The sequence below is a fragment of the Agrococcus sp. GCM10030265 genome (assembly GCF_042666675.1).
Classification (GTDB): domain Bacteria; phylum Actinomycetota; class Actinomycetes; order Actinomycetales; family Microbacteriaceae; genus Agrococcus.
Map to the genome: position 1 here is coordinate 1 of NZ_JBHTCZ010000008.1, position 19,003 is coordinate 19,003.

Annotated in this window: 14 protein-coding genes and 1 pseudogene; 9 read left to right on the forward strand and 6 right to left on the reverse strand. The window is 73.6% G+C overall.

Features of this window, described 5'->3' with window-relative positions; all coding sequences use genetic code 11:
* The coding region (locus ACFQPP_RS14365) for an Ig-like domain-containing protein (RefSeq protein WP_376917341.1) at positions 1 to 3,721 on the forward strand (3,721 nt) is incomplete at its 5' end.
* A 147-nt stretch (positions 3,722 to 3,868) separates the two neighbouring features.
* Positions 3,869 to 4,510: a TrmH family RNA methyltransferase gene (locus ACFQPP_RS14370; protein ID WP_376917342.1), complete on the forward strand. Its 642-nt coding sequence runs from the start codon at positions 3,869 to 3,871 to the stop codon at positions 4,508 to 4,510.
* Between the two features lie 141 nt (positions 4,511 to 4,651).
* Here ACFQPP_RS14370 and ACFQPP_RS14375 read toward each other — a convergent pair whose 3' ends face one another.
* From ACFQPP_RS14375 to ACFQPP_RS14385, 3 genes are all read right to left on the reverse strand, one after another.
* The gene (locus ACFQPP_RS14375; RefSeq protein WP_376917343.1) at positions 4,652 to 5,896 is read right to left on the reverse strand and encodes an Nramp family divalent metal transporter; all 1,245 of its coding nucleotides are present in this window, start codon (positions 5,894 to 5,896) and stop codon (positions 4,652 to 4,654) included.
* 77 nt (positions 5,897 to 5,973) lie between these two features.
* Complete coding sequence (locus tag ACFQPP_RS14380) at positions 5,974 to 7,998, reverse strand: YhgE/Pip family protein (RefSeq protein WP_376917344.1); 2,025 nt, start codon at positions 7,996 to 7,998, stop codon at positions 5,974 to 5,976.
* A complete protein-coding gene (locus tag ACFQPP_RS14385; protein ID WP_376917345.1) occupies positions 7,995 to 8,678 on the reverse strand; it encodes a hypothetical protein in 684 nt (227 codons plus the stop codon). Before ACFQPP_RS14385 ends, ACFQPP_RS14380 begins: the two co-directional genes overlap by 4 nt.
* A 72-nt stretch (positions 8,679 to 8,750) precedes the next feature.
* On the opposite strand from ACFQPP_RS14385, the gene ACFQPP_RS14390 reads away from it, so the two are divergent.
* On the forward strand, positions 8,751 to 9,293 hold the full coding sequence (locus ACFQPP_RS14390; protein ID WP_376917346.1) for a TetR/AcrR family transcriptional regulator: 543 nt from the start codon (positions 8,751 to 8,753) through the stop codon (positions 9,291 to 9,293).
* Between the two features lie 93 nt (positions 9,294 to 9,386).
* Positions 9,387 to 10,676, forward strand: a complete 1,290-nt coding sequence (locus ACFQPP_RS14395) for an adenylosuccinate synthase (protein WP_376917347.1) — start codon at positions 9,387 to 9,389, stop codon at positions 10,674 to 10,676.
* A gap of 92 nt (positions 10,677 to 10,768) precedes the next feature.
* On the opposite strand, the gene ACFQPP_RS14400 is transcribed toward ACFQPP_RS14395, so the two are convergent.
* A complete protein-coding gene (locus tag ACFQPP_RS14400; protein WP_376917348.1) occupies positions 10,769 to 12,784 on the reverse strand; it encodes a prolyl oligopeptidase family serine peptidase in 2,016 nt (671 codons plus the stop codon).
* 88 nt (positions 12,785 to 12,872) lie between these two features.
* Positions 12,873 to 13,394: an adenine phosphoribosyltransferase gene (locus ACFQPP_RS14405; protein ID WP_376917349.1), complete on the reverse strand. Its 522-nt coding sequence runs from the start codon at positions 13,392 to 13,394 to the stop codon at positions 12,873 to 12,875.
* A 363-nt stretch (positions 13,395 to 13,757) separates the two neighbouring features.
* Between ACFQPP_RS14405 and ACFQPP_RS14410 the strand changes: the two are divergent.
* From ACFQPP_RS14410 to ACFQPP_RS14430, 5 genes and pseudogenes are all read left to right on the forward strand, one after another.
* Positions 13,758 to 14,075, forward strand: a pseudogene (locus tag ACFQPP_RS14410) (PadR family transcriptional regulator); the annotation flags it as partial.
* Between the two features lie 203 nt (positions 14,076 to 14,278).
* Complete coding sequence (locus ACFQPP_RS14415) at positions 14,279 to 14,653, forward strand: DUF1048 domain-containing protein (protein WP_376917350.1); 375 nt, start codon at positions 14,279 to 14,281, stop codon at positions 14,651 to 14,653.
* A complete protein-coding gene (locus ACFQPP_RS14420; protein WP_376917351.1) occupies positions 14,650 to 15,579 on the forward strand; it encodes an ABC transporter ATP-binding protein in 930 nt (309 codons plus the stop codon). The genes ACFQPP_RS14415 and ACFQPP_RS14420 overlap by 4 nt, the downstream gene beginning before the upstream one ends.
* Positions 15,576 to 16,337 carry an ABC transporter permease gene (locus tag ACFQPP_RS14425; RefSeq protein WP_376917352.1) on the forward strand — a complete coding sequence of 254 codons (762 nt, stop codon included), beginning with the start codon at positions 15,576 to 15,578 and terminating at the stop codon, positions 16,335 to 16,337. Before ACFQPP_RS14420 ends, ACFQPP_RS14425 begins: the two co-directional genes overlap by 4 nt.
* 289 nt (positions 16,338 to 16,626) lie before the next feature.
* Entirely contained in the window at positions 16,627 to 17,232 is a 606-nt protein-coding gene (locus ACFQPP_RS14430; RefSeq protein ID WP_376917353.1) for a GNAT family N-acetyltransferase, read from the forward strand.
* A 298-nt stretch (positions 17,233 to 17,530) separates the two neighbouring features.
* On the opposite strand, the gene ACFQPP_RS14435 is transcribed toward ACFQPP_RS14430, so the two are convergent.
* A complete protein-coding gene (locus ACFQPP_RS14435) occupies positions 17,531 to 18,907 on the reverse strand; it encodes a glycosyltransferase 87 family protein (RefSeq protein ID WP_376917354.1) in 1,377 nt (458 codons plus the stop codon).
* Positions 18,908 to 19,003 lie beyond the last annotated feature (96 nt).

The window sequence follows — 19,003 nt, forward strand, 5'->3', positions numbered from 1 at the left end:
GGGCACGTGGTCGATCGAGGGATCGGTCGTGACGTTCTCGCCGGCCGAGGGCTTCGAGGGCGACCCGACGCCGATCGCGTACGAGGTGACCGACCTCTCCGGCGACGTCACGGGTGCATCCATCACGGTCGGCGTCGTGCCGGTCGCGGCGGACGACGCCGACGTCGACAACGTGGTGGGCGAGCCGGTCGCGATCGACGTGCTCGCGAACGACGCCGGCGCGTTCGACGTGGCGTCGCTGTCGCTCGTGGATGCGGATGGCACGGTGCTGGAGGCGGGCGAGTCGCTCGTCGTGGACGGCGAGGGCACGTGGTCGATCGACGGGTCCGTCGTGACGTTCACGCCCGAGGACGGGTTCCTCGGCGACCCGACGCCGATCGGCTACGAGGTCGCGGACCTGTCGGGCGACGTGACCGGCGCATCCATCACCGTCGGCTACGTCGGCGACGCGCAGGATGACGCGGACCTCGGCAACGCGATCGGCGATGCCGTGACCGTGCCGGTGCTCGACAACGACCTCGGCGCGTTCGATCCCGCTTCGGTGGCGTTCATCGACCCGGCGACGGGCGAGGCGCTCGAGGCGGGCGCGGAGCTCGTCGTCGCAGGCGAGGGCACGTGGTCGATCGACCCCGAGACGGGTGACGTCACCTTCGCTCCGGAGGACGGCTTCGAGGGCGACCCGACCGTCGTCACCTACGAGGTCGCCGACCTGTCGGGCGACCGCTCGCAGGCGACGATCACCGTCGGCTACCTCCCGGTCGCCGCGGCAGACGAGAGCCTCGAGAACGCGATCGGCACCGCCGTGGGCGTCGACGTGCTCGCGAACGACGCAGGCGTCCTCGACGTCGCGACCCTGTCGCTCGTGGCAGCGGATGGCTCGGTGCTCGCACCGGGTGCGCCGCTCGTCGTCGCGGGCGAGGGCACCTGGACGATCGACGGCTCGACCGTGACGTTCACGCCCGAGGCGGGCTTCGAGGGCGACCCGACGCCCATCGCCTACGAGGTGGCCGACCTGTCGGGCGACGTCACGGGTGCCGCGATCACGGTCGACTACCTGTCGGTCGCGAACGACGACGCCGACGTCGACAACGTCGTGGGCGAGGCCGTCGCCATCGACGTGCTCGCGAACGACGCCGGCGTGTTCGACGTCGCGTCGCTGTCGCTCGTGGATGCGGACGGCACGGTGCTCGACGCCGGCCAGCCGCTCGTGGTCGATGGCGAGGGCACGTGGTCGATCGACGGCTCGGTCGTGACGTTCACGCCCGAGGAGGGGTTCCAGGGCGACCCGACCCCCATCGACTACGAGGTGACGGATGCCTCGGGCGACACCCGCTCCGCATCCATCGCCGTCGGCTACGTGGGTGTCGCGCAGGATGACGCGGACCTCGGCAACGCGATCGGCGATGCCGTGACGGTGCCGGTGCTCGACAACGACCTCGGCGCGTTCGACCCCGCTTCGGTGGCGTTCATCGACCCCGCGACGGGCGAGGCGCTCGAGGCGGGCGCGGAGCTCGTCGTCGCAGGCGAGGGCACGTGGTCGATCGACCCCGAGACGGGTGACGTCACGTTCACGCCGGAGGACGGCTTCGAGGGCGACCCGACCGTCGTGACCTACACGGTCGCGGACCTGTCGGGCGACGTGTCGCAGGCGAGCATCACCGTGGGCTACCTCCCGGTGGCCGTCGACGACTCGGTCGACGCGCAGGCGATCGGCGCCCCGGCGACGATCGACGTGCTCGCGAACGACCGCGGCGACCTCGACCCCGCCACGGTCGCGCTCGTCGACCCGGCGACGGGCGAGGCGCTCGAGGCGGGCGCCCCGCTCGTCGTCGCTGGCGAGGGCACGTGGTCGATCGACCCGGCGACGGGTGCGATCACCTTCACGCCCGAGGCCGGCTACGAGGGCGACCCGACGCCGGTCGACTACCGCGTCGCCGACCGCTCGGGCGACGTCACCGGTGCGCTCGTGACCGTCGACTACGCGGCCGTCGCCGCCCCGGACGAGTCGGTGGGCAACCCCGTCGGCACGCCCGTGACGATCGACGTGCTCGCGAACGACGCGGGCGAGCTCGACCCGTCCACCGTCGCGCTCGTCGACCCCGCCACGGGTGAGGCGCTCGAGCCCGGTGCGGCGCTCGTCGTCGCCGGCGAGGGCACCTGGACGATCGATCCCGCAACCGGCGCGGTCACGTTCACGCCCGTCCTGGGCTTCGAGGGCGACCCGACCCCGATCGCCTACGAGGCCCGGGATGCGTCGGGCTCGGCGACGGGTGCGGCCATCGTCGTCGACTACGCGCAGTCGGCGGCCGCCGACGAGGCGCTCGACCAGCCGATCGGCCAGCCCGTCTCCATCGACGTGCTCGCCAACGACGTGGGCGCCCTCGACCCGGCGACGCTCGCCTTCATCGACCCGGCGACGGGTGCTGCGCTGGCTCCCGGCGCACCGCTCGTCGTGGCCGGCGAGGGCACGTGGACGATCGACGGCGCGACGGTGACGTTCACGCCGGAGGCCGGCTTCCTCGGCGACCCGACGGTCGTCGCCTACCAGGTGGCCGACCGCTCGGGCGACGTGGTCTCCGCGCCGATCACCGTGACGTACGCCGCGGTCGCGAACGACGACGAGTCGCTCGCGAACGAGGTCGGCACCGTGGTGGAGGTCGACGTGCTCGCCAACGACGAGGGCGACTTCGACCCCGCGTCGGTCGCGATCGTCGACCCGGCGACGGGTGCCCCGCTGGCAGCGGGCGCTCCGCTCGTCGTCGCAGGCGAGGGCACCTGGTCGATCGACCAGGCGACCGGCGTCGTCACCTTCACGCCCGAGCCGGGCTACGGCGGCGACCCGACCCCGATCGAGTACGTCGCGACGGCGTCGAACGGCGACGTCGTCCGTGCGACCGTCACCGTGACGTACGGGCCCACGGCCGTGGCCGACGCATCCCTCCGCAACGCGCAGGGCTCGACCGTCGTGGTCGACGTCCTCGCGAACGACCTCGGCGACTTCGACCCCGCGTCGGTGCGCATCGTGGGCGAGGACGGGCTCGTGCTCGAGCTCGTCGTGCCCGGCGAGGGCACGTGGACCGTCGATCCCGAGACGGGGGCGATCGCGTTCGCTCCGGAGGAGGGCTTCACGGGCAACCCGACGCCCATCGTCTACTCGGTGACGGACGTCACGGGCGACGTCGTGCAGGCGACGGTGGAGGTCACGTACCGACCCGTCGCGCAGGACGACGTCTCGAGCGGCAACGAGCCCGGTCAGCCGGTCACGGTCGACCCGCTCGCGAACGACGCCGGCGAGCTCGACCCGACGACGGTCGAGATCCGCGACCCGGCGACGGGCCTGTGGACGACGACCGTGGTCGTGCCCGGCGAGGGCACGTGGACGGTCGACCCGGTGACGGGTGCCATCACGTTCACGCCGGAGCCCGGCTTCACGGGCTCGCCGACGCCGATCGAGTACCGCGTGGCCGACGTCGACGGCGTCTTCACCGAGGGCACGATCGTGATCGAGTACGACGCGGTGCCGCCGACGCCCGGACCGGGTGAGCCGTCGCCGAGCGCGCCCGGCCAGCCGGGCCAGCCCGGCCAGCCCGACGAGCCCGGCTCGTCGAACGGCGGCCTGCCGACCACCGGTGGTGGCATCGCGCTGCTGGCGATGCTCGCAGCCGCGCTGCTCATCGCGGCGGGCTGGCTGCTGCGGCGGGGGCGTCGCGTCCGCGACTGACCCGACACGCGACGGGCCCCGTGCAGATGCACGGGGCCCGTCGCGCGTCGTCCGTCGCGCGTCCGTCGCGCGTCGTCCGTCGCGCGTCCGTCGCGCGTTGTCCGTCGCGCGTCGTCCGTCGCGCGTCGCGAGGGGCAGACTGGACGGGTGGATGCGAGGCAGGAGGGCCGAGCCGAGCCGCCCGAGGTCGGCGTCGGCCCATGGGTCGGCGCGTGGCCGACCGACCCGCGCTACGATCCCGAGCTGCTCGCGCTCGGCGACCGCCGCAACGTCGTCGACCGCTATCGCTACTGGAGCATGGATGCGATCGTCGCCGAGCTCGACGAGCGTCGGCATCCCTTCCACGTCGCCATCGAGAACTGGCAGCACGACCTCAACATCGGCTCGATCGTGCGCACGGCGAACGCGTTCCTCGCCGCCGAGGTGCACATCGTGGGCCGTCGGCGCTGGAATCGCCGCGGCGCGATGGTGACCGACCGGTACCAGCACGTGCGGCACCACGAGTCGGTGGATGCGCTCGTCGCGTGGGCGGCCGAGGCCGGGCTGCCGCTCGTGGCGGTCGACACGCATCCCGCATCCCGCCCCGTCGACGCAGCGCCGCTGCCGCGCGGCTGCGTGCTGCTCCTCGGCCAGGAGGGCCCGGGGCTCACGGACGCGGCGATCGCTGCGGCGAGCGAGCACGTGCACGTGCGCCAGCTGGGGTCGACGCGCTCCCTGAACGCGGCGGCGGCCGCAGCCATCGTGATGCACGAGTGGCTCCGCACCCACGCCCCCCATCCGCAGATCTGAGGTGCTCGTCCGCTTCTCACCTCACGAGCGGCCGAGAACCTGCATCGGATCGCGCCGAGCATCCACGGATCCGAGGTCTCCGGCCCGTTCCGACATCAGAAGCGGCCGAGAACCTCAGATGGCCGGGCCGAGCGCGCGGGGTCAGGCGCCCGTGAACGTGAGCCACAGCAGCAGCACGTTGAGCGTCACGAGCGCCGTCGCGAAGAGCGCGCCGAGCGCCGTCGTCCACCAGCGGTTCGCGTGCTCGCCCATCACCGCACGCCGCGACGTGAGCCACACGAGCGGCACGAGCGCGAACGGGATGCCGAACGACAGCACCACCTGGCTCAGCACGAGCGCGAGGGTCGGGTCGACGCCGAACGCGAGGATGGCGAGGGCGGGCACGAGCGTCACGAGCCGCCTCGTCGTCACGGGCACGCGCACGCGCACGAGGCCCTGCATGATCTCGGAGCCCGCGTACGCGCCGACGGCGGTCGATGCGAGGCCCGATGCGAGCAGGCCGATGGCGAAGAGCGTCGCGATGCCCGCCCCGAGCGCCCCGGCGATCGCCGCGTGCGCGCCCTCCAGCGAGTCGGTGCCGTCGACGCCCGCGAGGTTCGCGGCGGCGAGCACGATGATCGCGACGTTGACCGTGCCCGCGATGGCGAGCGCGATCGTGACGTCCCATCGCGTCGCGCGCAGCAGCCGCGGCACGGCGAGCGCCCGGCCCTCGCGGTCGCGGAACCGGTCGCGCGTGAGGCTCGAATGCGCGTAGATGGCGTGCGGCATCACGGTGGCGCCGAGGATGGAAGCGGCGAGCAGCACGGTGTCGGGGCCGTCGAAGCGGGGCACGAGACCGCCGAGCGCCTCCGCGCCGGGAGGGCCAGCGAAGACGCCGGCGGTGAATCCGACGGCGATGACGACGAGCATCCCGGTGATGACGATCTCGAACGCACGAGGCCCTCGACGGGTCTGCAGCCACAGGAGCGCCATCGAGATCGCGCCGGTGATGGCGCCGCCGGCGACGAGCGGCACGTCGAAGAGCAGCCAGAGCGCGACGGCGCCGCCGATGACCTCGGCGACGTCGGTCGCCATCGCGACGGCCTCGGCCTGCAGCCAGTAGGCGATGCGGCCGGCACGCGAGCCGAAGCGCTCGCCGAGCACCTCGGGGAGGCTCTTGCCGGTGACGATGCCGAGCTTGGCCGAGAGGTACTGGATGAGCCAGGCCATGAGGTTGCCGACGACGACGACCCACAGCAGCAGGTAGCCGTAGCGCGCCCCCGCCGTCATGTTGGCGGCGACGTTGCCGGGGTCGAGGTACGCGACGCCTGCGACGAGCGCCGGGCCCAGCAGCCACAGCGGTCGCGGTCGCATGGCGGACGCGGTGCGCTCGGCTGCTTTCGGCATGCCGAAACCATAGGCCCAGGCCGCACGAAGACGCAATGCCGCCGGGCAGCCCGGGCCGCGGCGCCGGGAGACCGGCGCTAGCCGATGAGGCTCGGCTGCAGGTCTCGCAGCGTGCGGTGATCCATCATGCGTGCGACGCCGAGGATCGTCAGGAGCAGCGCACCGACGCCGAACAGCGCGAGCACGAGCACGTCGTGCCAGGCGATCGCCGCCGATCCGCCGTACATCGCCTGCCGCAGCGCCTCCACGGCGTAGGTCATCGGCATCGCGTGGTGCAGGGCTGCGAGCGGGCCGGGCAACGTCTGCCACGGGAAGGTGCCGCCTGCCGTCACGAGCTGCACCACCATGAGCACGAGCCCGAGGAACTGGCCGACGGAGCCGAGCCACACGTTGAGCGCCACGACGATCGCCGCGAAGGCGGCCGAGGCGAGCAGCATGATGCCCAGCACCCCGAGCGGCGCCGCGAGGGTGAAGCCGAGGGCGAGCGTCACGATGCCGAAGAGCGCCACCATCTGCAGCGCGCCGAGCGATGCGGGGGCGAGCCACGACGCGATGCCGACGCGGATGGGTGAGCGCAGCGCCGTCACGGCCCGTCGCGAGACGGGATGCACGATGAGCAGCAGGGCGTAGATGCCGATCCACGCGGCGAGCGAGAGGAAGAACGGCGCGAGCCCCTCGCCGTAGGAGCCTGCGGAGGTCACGGCGTCGGCGTCGAGCGCGACGGGGTCGGCGATCGTGTCGGCCTGCTCCGCGCGCAGCGTGCTGCTCGACGCGGGGATCTCGCCGACGGCATCCGACAGCCCGCCCGCGAGCGCCGAGGCGCCGTCGTCGAGTCGCGCGAGGCCGTCGTCGAGGGCGGATGCGCCGTCGGCGGCGTCGTGCGCGCCGCTCGCGAGCGTCGAGGCACCGGAGGCTGCGGACGCGGCGCCCGAGGCGAGCGTCGTCGCCCCGGTCGAGAGGGTGGACGCGCCCGACGCCGCCTGCGCGATGCCGTCGGCGAGCCGCGGTGCAGCGGCCGAGAGCCGCGCGGCGCCGTCGGCCACCTGCTGCGCACCGGCCGACAGCTGCTGCAGCTGGCCCGAGGCGGTCTGCACCTGCGCATCGCCCGACACGATCGCCGCGCCGAGCTCGTCGAGCGGAGCGAGCACCTGCGCCGTCGCGGTCTCGTCGACGCCGGCGGCCTGCAGCGCGGCGACGATCCGCGCGCGGGTCTGCGGCACGTCGGCCGCGAGGCCTCCCGTCGCCGATGCGACCTGGGCGCCCACGGCCGCGACCTGCGCGTCGCCGTCGGCGACCTGCTGCGCACCCGAGGCGAGCGCCGCGGCGTCGGCGGGCAGCGTCGCGGTCGACGACTGCGCGTCCGCGAGGCCGGACGCGAGGGGCGCCGCACCGTCGGCCAGCCGCTGCGCGCCCGACGCGACCTGCGCCGTGCCGCTCGCGAGCGCATCCGCACCCGTCGCGAGCTCGCCCGTGCCCGAGGCGAGGGCAATCGAGCCGTCGTGCGCCTGCGAGGCGCCCGCCGCGAGGTCGCCCGCCCCGGTCGACGCATCGGCGAGGCCGTCGCGGATGTCGCTGATCGCGAGCAGCAGCCTGCCGGCCGCCTCCTGGCCGACCGACTCGCGCACGGAGGCGAGGATGGCGTCGGTCGCGCGCTCGCCGAGCGTGCCCGCGAGGTAGCCGTTCGCATCGTTCGTCTCGAGCTCGATGCGCGCCGGATGCGGGTCGTCGCCGGATGCGCTCAGCAGGTCGGCCGAGAACGTCGCGGGCAGCGTCACCGAGAAGTCGTAGGTGCCGTCTGCGACGCCGGCCGCCGCGCTCGCCGCGGTGACGCGGTGCCAGCCGAACGAGTCGGAGCCCTGCAGCTCGTCGGCCACCTCGTCGCCCACGACGCGCGTCGCGCCGTCGGCGTCGGTGGCGCCCGCATCCGCCACCACGAGCGCCACGGGCACGCCGTCGAGGTTGCCCTGCGGATCCTGGTTCGCCCACAGGTACAGGCCGCCGTACAGCAGCGGCACGGTGCACAGGGCGAGCAGCGCGATGCGCGCCATGCGCGTCGCGACGAGCCTGCGCAGCTCGGCGAGCACGATCTGGGGCACGGTCATGCCGCCACCTCCTCGGATGCGGATGCGGATGCGGATGCGGATGCGGGTGCGGACGCGCCTGTGGACGCGGGTGCGGACGCGCCGCCCCCGTCGAGCTCGCCCATCGCGGCGAGCACGCGTGCCGACGCGGGGCTCGCGAGCACGAGCACGGCGAGGCCGCGGTCGGCGAGCGCGCGCGCGAGCGCCCACCAGTCGTGCGGGTCGCCGCCGTGGCGGTCGGGGCTCGCGAGCACGATCGCCTCGACGTCGTCGCGCAGGATGGCGAGCTCGGCGAGCAGGCGCGTGCGGGTCGCGGGCGCGACGTCGGCGATGGGCACGTCGAGCAGGCCTGCGACGCCGAGCTGCGTCGCCCAGCCGCGCACGCTGCGCGGGTCGCCGGGCACGCCTGCGAAGAGCAGCTCCTCGGCGACGACCCCGGCGACGGTCACGGCGGGGTCGGGGTCGGATGCGCGGGGGGCGTCCACGAGGGCGACGCGCGATCGCAGGCCCGCGCGATCCTCGACGCCGTCGAGCAGCACGCGGCCGGCGGTGGGCACCATGCGCCCGGCTGCGACCAGGCCGAGCACCGTCGGGCGCTGCTCGGTCTCGACGACGACGAGCGACGCCTCGCCCGATGCGAACGTCGCATCGGTGGGCGGCAGCGCTCGGCCCATCGCGACCTGCTCGAGCGTCACGTCCATGTCGGTTCCTCCTTCGACCGCACCACGGTAGACTAGACTGACTGGTCAGTACAAGTATTCCGAGGGAGACGCATGGCCCGCCCGAACCGCAGCCGCGAGAAGGTGCTCGACGCCGCGGCCGCCCTCGCCGCCGAGCGCGGCGTCAGCGCCACGACCGTCGACGACATCGCCGAGCGCGCGGGCGTCGCGAAGGGCAGCGTCTACTACTCGTTCGCCTCGAAGGACGCCGTGTTCGAGGCCGTGCTCGCCGACGCCGTCGAGCGCACGCGCATGCGGCTCGGCGAGGCGCTCGCGAGCGCCCAGCCCGGCGGGGCGCTGCGCGCCGTCGTGACGGCCTTCCTGCAGGGCGTCGAGGAGCGGCCGGCGGCCGCGAAGGTGGTCGCAGGCGAGCTCTTCCGCACCGATCGGCCATGGCAGGAGTCGCTCGCCGCGTACCGCACGGCGCTGTTCGCGCTCGTCGCCGACGCCGTCGCCGCCGACGGCGCACCCCGCCCGTCGACGCTGCGCGCATCCGCCATCGTCGGCGCCATGGTCATGGTCGCGTTCGAGCGCACGGTGTTCGAGCCGGATGCGTCGATCGCCGAGGCGGTCGACGCCGTGCTCGCGGGCCGCTGACGCCCGTCCACAGCCCCCGAGCGGCCGCAGGCCCCCACGATAGGGTGGAGTGCAAGCGGGCTCCCGCTTGCGATTCGAGCAGAAGGGGACCCCATGCCAGGCATCGTGATCCTCGGCGCGCAGTGGGGTGACGAGGGCAAGGGCAAGGCCACCGACCTCCTCGCGAGCCGCACCGACTACGTCGTCAAGTTCAACGGCGGCAACAACGCGGGCCACACCGTCGTCGTCGGCGACGAGAAGTACGCGCTGCACCTCCTCCCGTCCGGCATCCTCACGCCCGGCGTCGTCCCGGTGATCGGCAATGGCGTCGTCATCGACCTCGAGGTGCTCTTCCACGAGCTGCAGGCCCTCTCGGCGCGCGGGGTCGACGTGTCGCGGCTGCGCATCTCGGCCAACGCGCACATCATCGCCGACTACCACCGCACGCTCGACAAGGTCTCCGAGCGCTTCCTCGGCAAGCGCTCCATCGGCACGACCGGCCGCGGCATCGGCCCCGCCTACGCCGACAAGATCAACCGCGTCGGCGTGCGCGTGCAGGATCTCTTCGACCCGTCGATCCTGCGGCAGAAGGTCGAGGGGTCGCTCGACCTCAAGAACCACCTGCTCACGAAGGTCTACAACCGCAGGGCCATCACCGTCGACGAGATCGTCGCCGATCTCACGCAGTACGTCGAGCGGCTGCGCCCCATGGTCGCCGACACGGCGCTCGAGCTCGACCGCGCCCTCGAGGCCGGCAAGACCGTCGTCTTCGAGGCCGGCCAGGCGACGATGCTCGACATCGACCACGGCACGTACCCGTTCGTCACGTCGTCGTCGGCGACCGCCGGCGGCGCTGCCACGGGCGCCGGCGTCGCGCCCGCCCGCCTCGACCGCATCATCGGCATCGTGAAGGCGTACACGACGCGCGTCGGCTCCGGCCCGTTCCCCACCGAGCTCTTCGACGAGTGGGGCGAGCGCCTGCGCGCCACGGGCTTCGAGTTCGGCACGACGACGGGCCGTCCGCGCCGCACCGGCTGGTACGACTCCGTCATCACGCGCTACGCGGCGCGCGTCAACGGCGTCACCGACTTCGTGCTCACCAAGCTCGACGTGCTCACGGGCATCGAGCGCATCCCCGTATGCGTCGCCTACGACGTCGACGGCGTGCGCCACGACGAGATGCCCGTGTCGCAGAGCGACGTGCACCACGCGACGCCGATCTACGAGGAGCTGCCGGGCTGGACCGAGGACATCTCGGGCGCCCGCACGTTCGAGGATCTGCCGAAGAACGCGCAGGACTACGTGCTCGCGCTCGAGGCCATGTCGGGTTCGCGCATCTCGGCCATCGGCGTCGGGCCCGACCGCGAGGCCATCGTCGTGCGGCACGACCTCATCGACGGCTGACGACCCTCTCGCCTCCACGCACGATCTGAGGTTCTCGGCCCCTGCAGACATCGGAGAGGGCCGGGGACCTCGGATCGTTCGGCGTGCGGGCGCTACCAGGGCAGGGCGTCGGGGATGGGGTCGGCGCCCAGCACGTGCTGCGCGCAGAAGGCCAGCACCGTCTCGTTCCACGTCGCGGCGTTCGACGGCCGCATGACCCAGTGGTGCTCGTCGGTGAGCTGCAGGAAGCGGTGCGGCATCGACGCGGGCGACCCCTCCCATCCCGACACGAGATCCCACCACAGCCGCAGCGCCTCGCTCACGGGCACCCGGTAGTCGCGGTTGCCGTGCGTGACGAGCATCGGCGTGACGATCGCCGAGGCGGAGTGGTGCGGCGAGTACGCGCGGTACCACTCGGGCAGCTCGTCGGGATGCCCGTGCACGCGCACCTTGTGCGCCGCCGCATCCGTCGTCGTGTGCTGCTGGTCGAGCGCCCACAGGCCCGCATGCGTCACGATGGCACCGAAGCGGTCGGAGTGCCCCGCGATCCAGTTCGTCATGAAGCCGCCGAAGGATGCGCCGAGCAGCGCGGTGCGCGAGGCGTCGAGCTCGTCGCGCAGCAGCACGTCGTCGAGCAGCGTCTCGCACTCGCGCCACACGACGTCGGGCAGGCGCGGCCATCCGCGGTTCAGGCCCGTGTGCCCGTAGCCGGTCGACATCGCCGGGTCGGGCAGCAGCACCGCCCAGCCGCGGGCGACGGCGAGCCACGGGTTCCACCGCCAGCTCCACGCGTTGTACGAGCCGTGCGGGCCGCCGTGGATCCACAGCATCACGGGCGCGGGCTCAGCGGCGCTCGCGCCCTTCGGCGTGCAGAGCCAGCCACCCACGGTGAGGCCGTCGACGTCGGTCTCGACCCATTCGACGCGGCCCGGCAGCTCGCCGATGGCGCCGGGTGCGGGGATGGATGCGGGGGTCACGGCGCCGTGACCGTCGAGCGGGATGCGCACGGCCGCAGCCGGCGAGGCCATGTCGCTGCGGAGCGCGAAGACGGCGTCGCCGTCGGGTGCGACGGCGAGCGAGCCGTAGGGGGCGTCGTCGACGAGCGTGCGCACCGAGCCCGTCGCGGCATCCACGAGCAGCACGGCGCCGCGCGAGCGCAGGTCGCCCGCGACCACGAGTCGTGCGTCGTCGACCCACGCGTACGCGCCGATCGTGAGGTCGCCGACGTCGACGCGCACGGGGTCGCCGCCCGCGAGCGGGTGCAGCTCGAGGAAGTCGTACGACGTGTCGGTCGGGGTCGAGGTCGTGAGGCGCGTGACGGCGACGCGCGTCCCGTCGGGCGACAGGCGCGGGCTCGACCAGCCGTGCTCGGCGGTGGGCTCGAGCAGGGCGCGGCGACCGCCCGTCCGCGCGTCGATCGTGACGATGCCCGTGCGCGTCTCGCCACCGGTGGCGCGCGTCGTCCACGTCGCGACGATCGTCGCGCCATCGCGCGAGAGGTCTGCGGATGCGTTCGTGAGCGCGACCGTGTCGATCTCGGGCGTGACCTCGCGCAGCTCGCCCTGGGGCGACACGAGCACGAGACGCGTCGACTCCTCGCCCAGCTCGTGATCCCAGTGCCGGATGGGCATCCCCGTGTGCCAGATGGCGGTGCGCTTCGCCGACGTGCGCGCCTCGCGACGCTCGGCGTCGTCGTCGAGCGAGCCGCCCGCGAGCACCTGCGTCGTCGCGAGCATCGTGCCGTCGTCGGCGACGGCCACGAGGCTCAGGCCGCCGGGGGCCGACGCGACGACCGTCGCCTCGCCCGTCGTGGGGAGCCGCCAGATCGCGGTGCCGTCGTCGTCCGCCTCGCCCGTGGGATCGGGGCGAGCGGACGCGAACAGCAGCGAGCCGTCGGGCGCGTACCGCGGCGCCGACTCGCCCTTCGTCGACCACGTGAGCCTGCGGGCATCCCCGTCGCCCGCGGCGTCGAGCGCCCAGAGCGACGACGTCATGCGCGAGCCGTCGTCCGCCGCCTCCTGCACGTGGGCGACGAGGCGCCCGTCCGGCCCCGCTGCGAGCCCCGCGAGGCGGGGGATGCGCAGGAAGCCCTCGATGTCGGTCCAGTCCGAGAATCGCGTGTCGGCCATCCCTCGACGCTATCCCGCCCCGCCGATCTGAGGTCTTCGGCCCCTTCTGACATCAGAGAGGGCCGAGAACCTCAGAGGGTTCTGGAGGTCAGGCGGTGAAGACGGCGTGGGCGGCGGGGACGCGGGCGCGCCCGCCGAGATCGACGAGCTCGAGCACCACGGCGACGCCCGCCACCGTGCCGCCGAGCTGCTCGACGAGCGACGCCGCCGCCACGAGCGTGCCGCCCGTCGCGAGCACGTCGTCGACGAGCAGCACGCGCCGGCCGGTGAGGTCGCCGCGCGCTTCGATCGTCGCGACGTCGTACTCGAGCGCGTAGTCGACGGATGCGGTGGGGTGCGGGGTCTTGCCCGCCTTGCGGATGGGCAGGAGGCCCGTGCGGGTGGCAGCCGCCACCGCCCCCGCGAGCAGGAAGCCGCGGGCCTCGACGCCCGCCACGAGGTCGAACGCGCCCTCCGTCGGCGCCGAGAGCGACGCGGTCACGGCGGCGAGCGCGTCGGCGTCGGCGAGCATCGGCCCGATGTCGCGGAACAGCACGCCCGGCGACGGGAAGTCGGGCGTCAGCGCGATGAGCGACTCGGCACGGGCGAGCGAGGGGGAGGGATGCGGCACGCCCTCAAGGGTAGGCGGCCCGCCGTCGACTGCTCGCTCGTTGGGGTGACTGGTCGCTCGTGGGGGTGACTGGTCGCTGGTGGGGGTGACTGGTCGCTGGTGGGAACAACGAGTGACCAGTCCCTCGTGCGGTGAGCGGGCGCTCGTGGGGTGACTGGTCGCTGGTGGGGGTGACTGGTCGCTCGTAGGAACAACGAGCGACCAGTCGAGGGCAACGAGCGACCAGTCGAGGGCAACGAGCGACCAGTCGGCACAACGAGCGACCAGTCGATCGCCACGGCGATCGATCGGGGCTTGACGCAGTCGGTAACCAGCGTCACTATGTACTGGTAGTCACCGTCACTGAGTACCGGAGGAGGGCCCATGCCCAAGCAGGAGACCGAGATGCTGAAGGGCATCCTCGAGGGCATCGTGCTCGCCATCCTCGGCCGCCGATCGGCGTACGGGTACGAGATCACGGCCGAGCTGCGCGACCGCGGCTTCGCCGACATCGCCGAAGGCACGATCTACGCATTGCTGACCCGCATCGAGCAGCGCGGCCTCGTCGACGTGAGCCGAGTGCCCAGCGAGAAGGGTCCGCCCCGCAAGGTCTACGCGCTCCACTCCGCGGGCCGCACCGCTCTCGAGGAGTTCTGGGCCACCTACGACCTCCTCGCCGACCGGCTCGCAACGCTGCGCGACACCCCGGCCACCGCATCCCACGTGACCGCACCGGGCGCGGCATCCGACGTGACCGCACCGGCCGCCACCCCGACCTCGGCACCGGCCACCGCATCCGTCGTGACCGCACCCGCCACGGCACGGGCCACCGCATCCGACGCCAGCGCACCGGCCGCCGCATCCGACACCACCGCATCCGACACCACCACCCCTAAGGAGTGACCATGCCCAACCTCATCGAGCTCATCGTCGGCGACCTCGGCCAGAAGCGTCGCTACCGCGAGTACAAGGCCCGCCAGAAGGCGCTGCCCGAGCCGTACCGCGCGAGCGCCATCGCCCTCGACCGCTACCTCATGCACCTCGGCGCGACGAACGACGGCGAGACCCTCGTGCGCATGCTCGACGACCTCATGACCATGCTCGAGCAGGCAGCAGCCGACGGCACGCCCCTCGTGCGGCTGCTCGGCGACGACCCCGTCGACTTCGTCGAGACGTTCCTCGCCAACTACGGCGGCGACGGCTGGATCGACCGCGAGCGCGAGCGCCTGCGCCGCTCGATCCGCGAGGCTGCCGCGACACCCGAGGACGATCCGCGATGAGCGCCGCGACCCTGGCGCCGCCGGCCATCCGCGTGCGCGGCCTCGAGCGCTCGTTCGGCGACCTCCCCGTGCTGCGCGGCGTCGACCTCGACGTCGCACCCGGCACGATCGTCGCCCTCCTCGGCTCGAACGGCGCCGGCAAGACGACGCTCGTGCGCATCCTCGCGACGCTGCTGCGCGCGGATGCGGGCACGGCATCCGTCGACGGTCACGACGTGCGCGACGACGCGCAGGGCGTGCGCGAGTCGCTGAGCCTCACGGGGCAGTTCGCCGCCGTCGACGAGGTGCTCACGGGCCGCGAGAACCTCGCGCTCGTCGCCCGCCTGCGGCATCTGCGCGATCCGCGCGGCGTCGCCGACCGGCTGCTCGAGCGCTTCTCGCTCGCAGACGCGGGCGGCCGCCGCGCCGGCACCTACTCGGGCGGCATGCGCCGCCGCCTCGACATCGCGATGAGCCTCGTCGGCGATCCGCGCGTCGTCGTGCTCGACGAGCCCACGACGGGGCTCGATCCGCAGGCGCGCATCGAGGTGTGGGATGCGGTGCGCGAGCTCGCACGCGCAGGCACGACCGTGCTGCTCACCACGCAGCAGCTCGAGGAGGCCGAGCAGCTCGCCGACCGCATCGCGATCCTGCACCGCGGCCGCATCGTGCAGGACGGCACGCTCGCCGAGCTCCGCGATCTGCTGCCGCAGGCGACCGTCGAGATGGTCGAGCGGCAGCCGACGCTCGAGGAGGTCTTCCTCGCGGTGGTCGGTGCGCCCGAGCCCGGACATGCGTCGGCCCCGTCCTCGTCGGCGCCGTCCGCGCCGACCCCGCCCGCGTCGTCGCGCTCGGCCCAGGCGCCCTCGGCCTCCGCCGACGAAGTCGCCCCTGCATCCACCCGCCACCCCGCATCCGCGCCCGCGCCCACCGAGGAGCAGCGATGACCACGCACGCCATCAGCGACACCGCCGCCCTCACGGGCCGCTCGCTGCGCCACATCCTGCGCAGCCCCGACACGATCGTGACGACCGCCGTCATGCCGATCGCGTTCCTGCTGCTGTTCGCGTTCGTGCTCGGCGGGGCGATCGACGTGGGGGATGCGGCGTACGTCGACTACCTGCTGCCCGGCATCCTCCTCATCACGGTCGCGTCGGGCGTCGCGTACGCGTCGTACCGGTTGTTCCTCGACCTGCAGGGCGGCATCGTCGAGCGCTTCCAGTCGATGCCGATCGCGCGCTCGTCGGTGCTGTGGGCGCACGTCCTGACGTCGATCGTCGCGAACCTCGTGTCGCTCGCGGTCGTCGTGGGCGCGGCGTTGCTCATGGGGTTCCGCTCGCCGGCCGGCATCGGCGAATGGCTCGCGGTCGTCGGCATCCTCGCGCTGTGCACGCTCGCGCTGACGTGGGTCGCGGTCATCGCGGGCCTGACGGCGCGGAGCGTCGACGGCGCGAGCGCCTTCTCGTATCCGCTCATCCTCCTGCCGTTCGTGTCGTCGGCGTTCGTGCCGACCGACTCGATGCCTGGCCCGGTGCGCTGGTTCGCCGAGCACCAGCCGGTGACGGCGATCGTCGATGCGCTGCGCGCGCTGCTCGCCGGCGACCCTGTGGGCGTCGAGCTGTGGATCGCCCTCGCGTGGATGCTCGGCGTGCTCGCGCTGGCGGCGACGGTCGCGACGGTGCTGTACCGGCGGCGGGTGCGCTGACCGCGTCCGGTGGCCGGGCACGCCGTGGCCGGGCACCCGTGTGGCCGGGTGTCCGTGTGGCACTGTGGCCCTGTTGCCCGGCACGCGGTCACCCGGCACGCGGTCACCCGGCACGCGGTCACCTGGCACGCGGTCACCCGGCACGCGGTCACCTGGCACGCGGTCACCCGCGCAGATGCGGCGGGAGCGGCGTCTCGAGTGCGCATGGCGCTCGAGGCGCCGCTCTCGCCGCATCGCGGCGCGCCACCGCTCGCGCACCGGCCTCCCGATCGCGTGCTGTGATGGGTGCGTGACCGCCCGCATCCCCGATCCGGCGACGCTCGAGGGCGACGTCATCCGCCTCGAGCCGCTCACGCGCGACGTGCTCCTCGAGCTGCGCGACGCGATCGGGGTGCCTGCGGTGTTCGCGAGCGGCTACTGCGGCGGGCCCGAGGCGCTCGACTCCTCCGACGACGGCTGGGTGCGGTGGGCCGAGCGCACCTACCCCTGGAGCGGCAGACCCTTCGCCATCCGCCTGCGCCGCAGCGGCCGGCTCGTCGGCACGACGTCGCTCGCCGACCTCGAGGTCGTGACCGAGCAGTGCCACGTCGGCTGGACCGCCTACGCACCCGACGTGTGGGGCACCGCCGTGAACCCCGAGGCGAAGCTGCTGGTGCTCGGGCATGCGTTCTCGCACGGGTTCGGGCGCGTGCGCATCCAGGCCGATGCGGCGAACGAGCGCTCGCGCGCCGCGATCGTGCGACTGGGCGCGACGTTCGAGGGCGTGCTGCGGCGGATGCGGCAGGATGCCTCGGGCACGTGGCGGGACGTCGCGGTGCACTCGATCCTCGTCGACGAGTGGCCCGGCGTGCGCGACGGCCTCGTGGAGCGCGTGCGCGCCTCCCGACGCCCCTAGCGCACGTCGAGAGGTGCGCTTCCCGAGGGGAGGTGCGCTTCCCGCGTCGAGTGCCTTCCCATCGCGAGGTGCGCTGCTCACGCCGAGCCGCCTCGTCACCGCGAGGTGCGCTGCTCCCACCGAGGCGCCGGGACGGCCGCATCCGAACGCGAGACCCCGATCTCGTGGGGAGTCCTCCACCTCGCTGTGAGACCTACACCTCGCGGCAGAGCCCGCCACCTCGCGGCGCGCCCGCCGGCGCGGCGAGACCTCCACGTCGCGGGGAGACCTCCACCTCGCGACGGGTCGCAGCGCCGCGTCACGCCACGCGCGAGCCCTCCGGCATGCCGCCGAGCCGGCTCGCACGCACAGCATCGAGCGTCGAGCGACCCACGGCGAGCACGACCATGCGACGTGCCGCCGCCGCGAGCACGACGACCAGCAGCACGTTGCGCGCCGTCAGCAGCACGACCGCCCACACGTGGAGGTCGATGAGCGCGAGGTACGAGATGGGGAAGACGATCGTCGTCACGAGCCCCGTCGCGAGCAGCACGGCCGTCATGCGCCGCCACCACCGCTGCGCGCCCGCGTGCACCGTCGCGATCGCCACGATCGCGACCGGCAGGATCCACAGCATGTACTGCGGCGATCCGACGCGGTTGCATGCGAACATCGCGATCGTCACCATGAGCGCCGTCGTCATCAGCGTCTCGTGCCGGTCGGCGCCGCGCCGCACGGCGATGCGCGCGAGGACGAGCGCCGCGATGGTCCCGAGCAGCATGAGCGGCGTCGAGGCCTGCTGCGCGAGCCCGTCGAACGGGCCGGCGACCTCGCGCGTCTCGAGCGCGACGTCGAACGACACGGATGCGCCGGGCACGTGGAGCATCGCCATCCACACCCACGGCGTCGCGAGCGGCGCCTCGAGCTGCAGGTCGCGGTCGCCCTGCATCGTGGCGAACGAGGCGAGCTCGCCGACGTCCCCGAGCACGACCGCCGCCGCGACGACGCCCGCCGTGACGACGATGCCCGCCTGCAGGATGCGGCCGCGCTCGCGCATCACGACGAGCGCGCTCGCGACGAGCGCGACGGGCCACACCTTGATCCACGTCGCGGCGGCCAGCAGCACCCCGGCCGCCCATGGCCGGCGTGCGAGCATCGTGACCGCGATGACGACGAGCGGCGCCGTGACCCCCTCGAGCCGCAGCAGCGCCACGGGTCCGAGCGTCAGCAGCATGCACAGCCACGCCCATCCGGCGATGCTCGCCCTGGCCGAGCCGGAGGCGAGGATCGCGCGCAGCGCGAGCGCGTCGAGCACGCCCAGCATCGCGAGCCAGATCGTGAGGAACGCGGGGGCGGAGGCGACGGATGCGAGCGCGATGGGCAGCCACGCGAGCAGCGGGTACACCCATGGCTCGTCGATGCCGACGATGCCGCGGCCCTCGGCCGCATCGAGCGCCCACTCGCGGTACAGCGGCAGGTCGCCGAGCACGTCGCCCGCGAGCATGGGCGCGGCGAACGACGCGAGCGTCACGACCTGCAGCAGGGCGAAGCCCATCCACACCGTGCGCGGCTCGCGCCACGGCGGCGCGTGCAGGGCGATCGCGCGGGCGCGCTGCAGCGCCCTGGTGCGCGCACGCCTCACGACCGGCGACGCGCGACGCGTGAGGCCACCCTGCGCTCGCTCGATCCTCGTCATCCTGCGCCACGGTATGGCCCGGGCGCGCCGGGTCGTGCCCCCTTGCGGCGCATCGTCCGCGATGGCAGCACCCGCTCGGGAAGGCGGCGCGTCGAT

Bases quoted from the DNA above. Each gene is read 5' to 3' on its own strand.
- ACFQPP_RS14390 (WP_376917346.1), top strand. From the start codon at position 8,751: ATGGCCCGCCCGAACCGCAGCCGCGAGAAGGTGCTCGACGCCGCGGCC.
- ACFQPP_RS14380 (WP_376917344.1), bottom strand. From the start codon at position 7,998: ATGACCGTGCCCCAGATCGTGCTCGCCGAGCTGCGCAGGCTCGTCGCG.
- ACFQPP_RS14435 (WP_376917354.1), bottom strand. From the start codon at position 18,907: ATGACGAGGATCGAGCGAGCGCAGGGTGGCCTCACGCGTCGCGCGTCG.
- ACFQPP_RS14375 (WP_376917343.1), bottom strand. From the start codon at position 5,896: ATGCCGAAAGCAGCCGAGCGCACCGCGTCCGCCATGCGACCGCGACCG.
- ACFQPP_RS14425 (WP_376917352.1), top strand. From the start codon at position 15,576: ATGACCACGCACGCCATCAGCGACACCGCCGCCCTCACGGGCCGCTCG.
- ACFQPP_RS14420 (WP_376917351.1), top strand. From the start codon at position 14,650: ATGAGCGCCGCGACCCTGGCGCCGCCGGCCATCCGCGTGCGCGGCCTC.
- ACFQPP_RS14395 (WP_376917347.1), top strand. From the start codon at position 9,387: ATGCCAGGCATCGTGATCCTCGGCGCGCAGTGGGGTGACGAGGGCAAG.
- ACFQPP_RS14400 (WP_376917348.1), bottom strand. From the start codon at position 12,784: ATGGCCGACACGCGATTCTCGGACTGGACCGACATCGAGGGCTTCCTG.
- ACFQPP_RS14415 (WP_376917350.1), top strand. From the start codon at position 14,279: ATGCCCAACCTCATCGAGCTCATCGTCGGCGACCTCGGCCAGAAGCGT.
- ACFQPP_RS14385 (WP_376917345.1), bottom strand. From the start codon at position 8,678: ATGGACGTGACGCTCGAGCAGGTCGCGATGGGCCGAGCGCTGCCGCCC.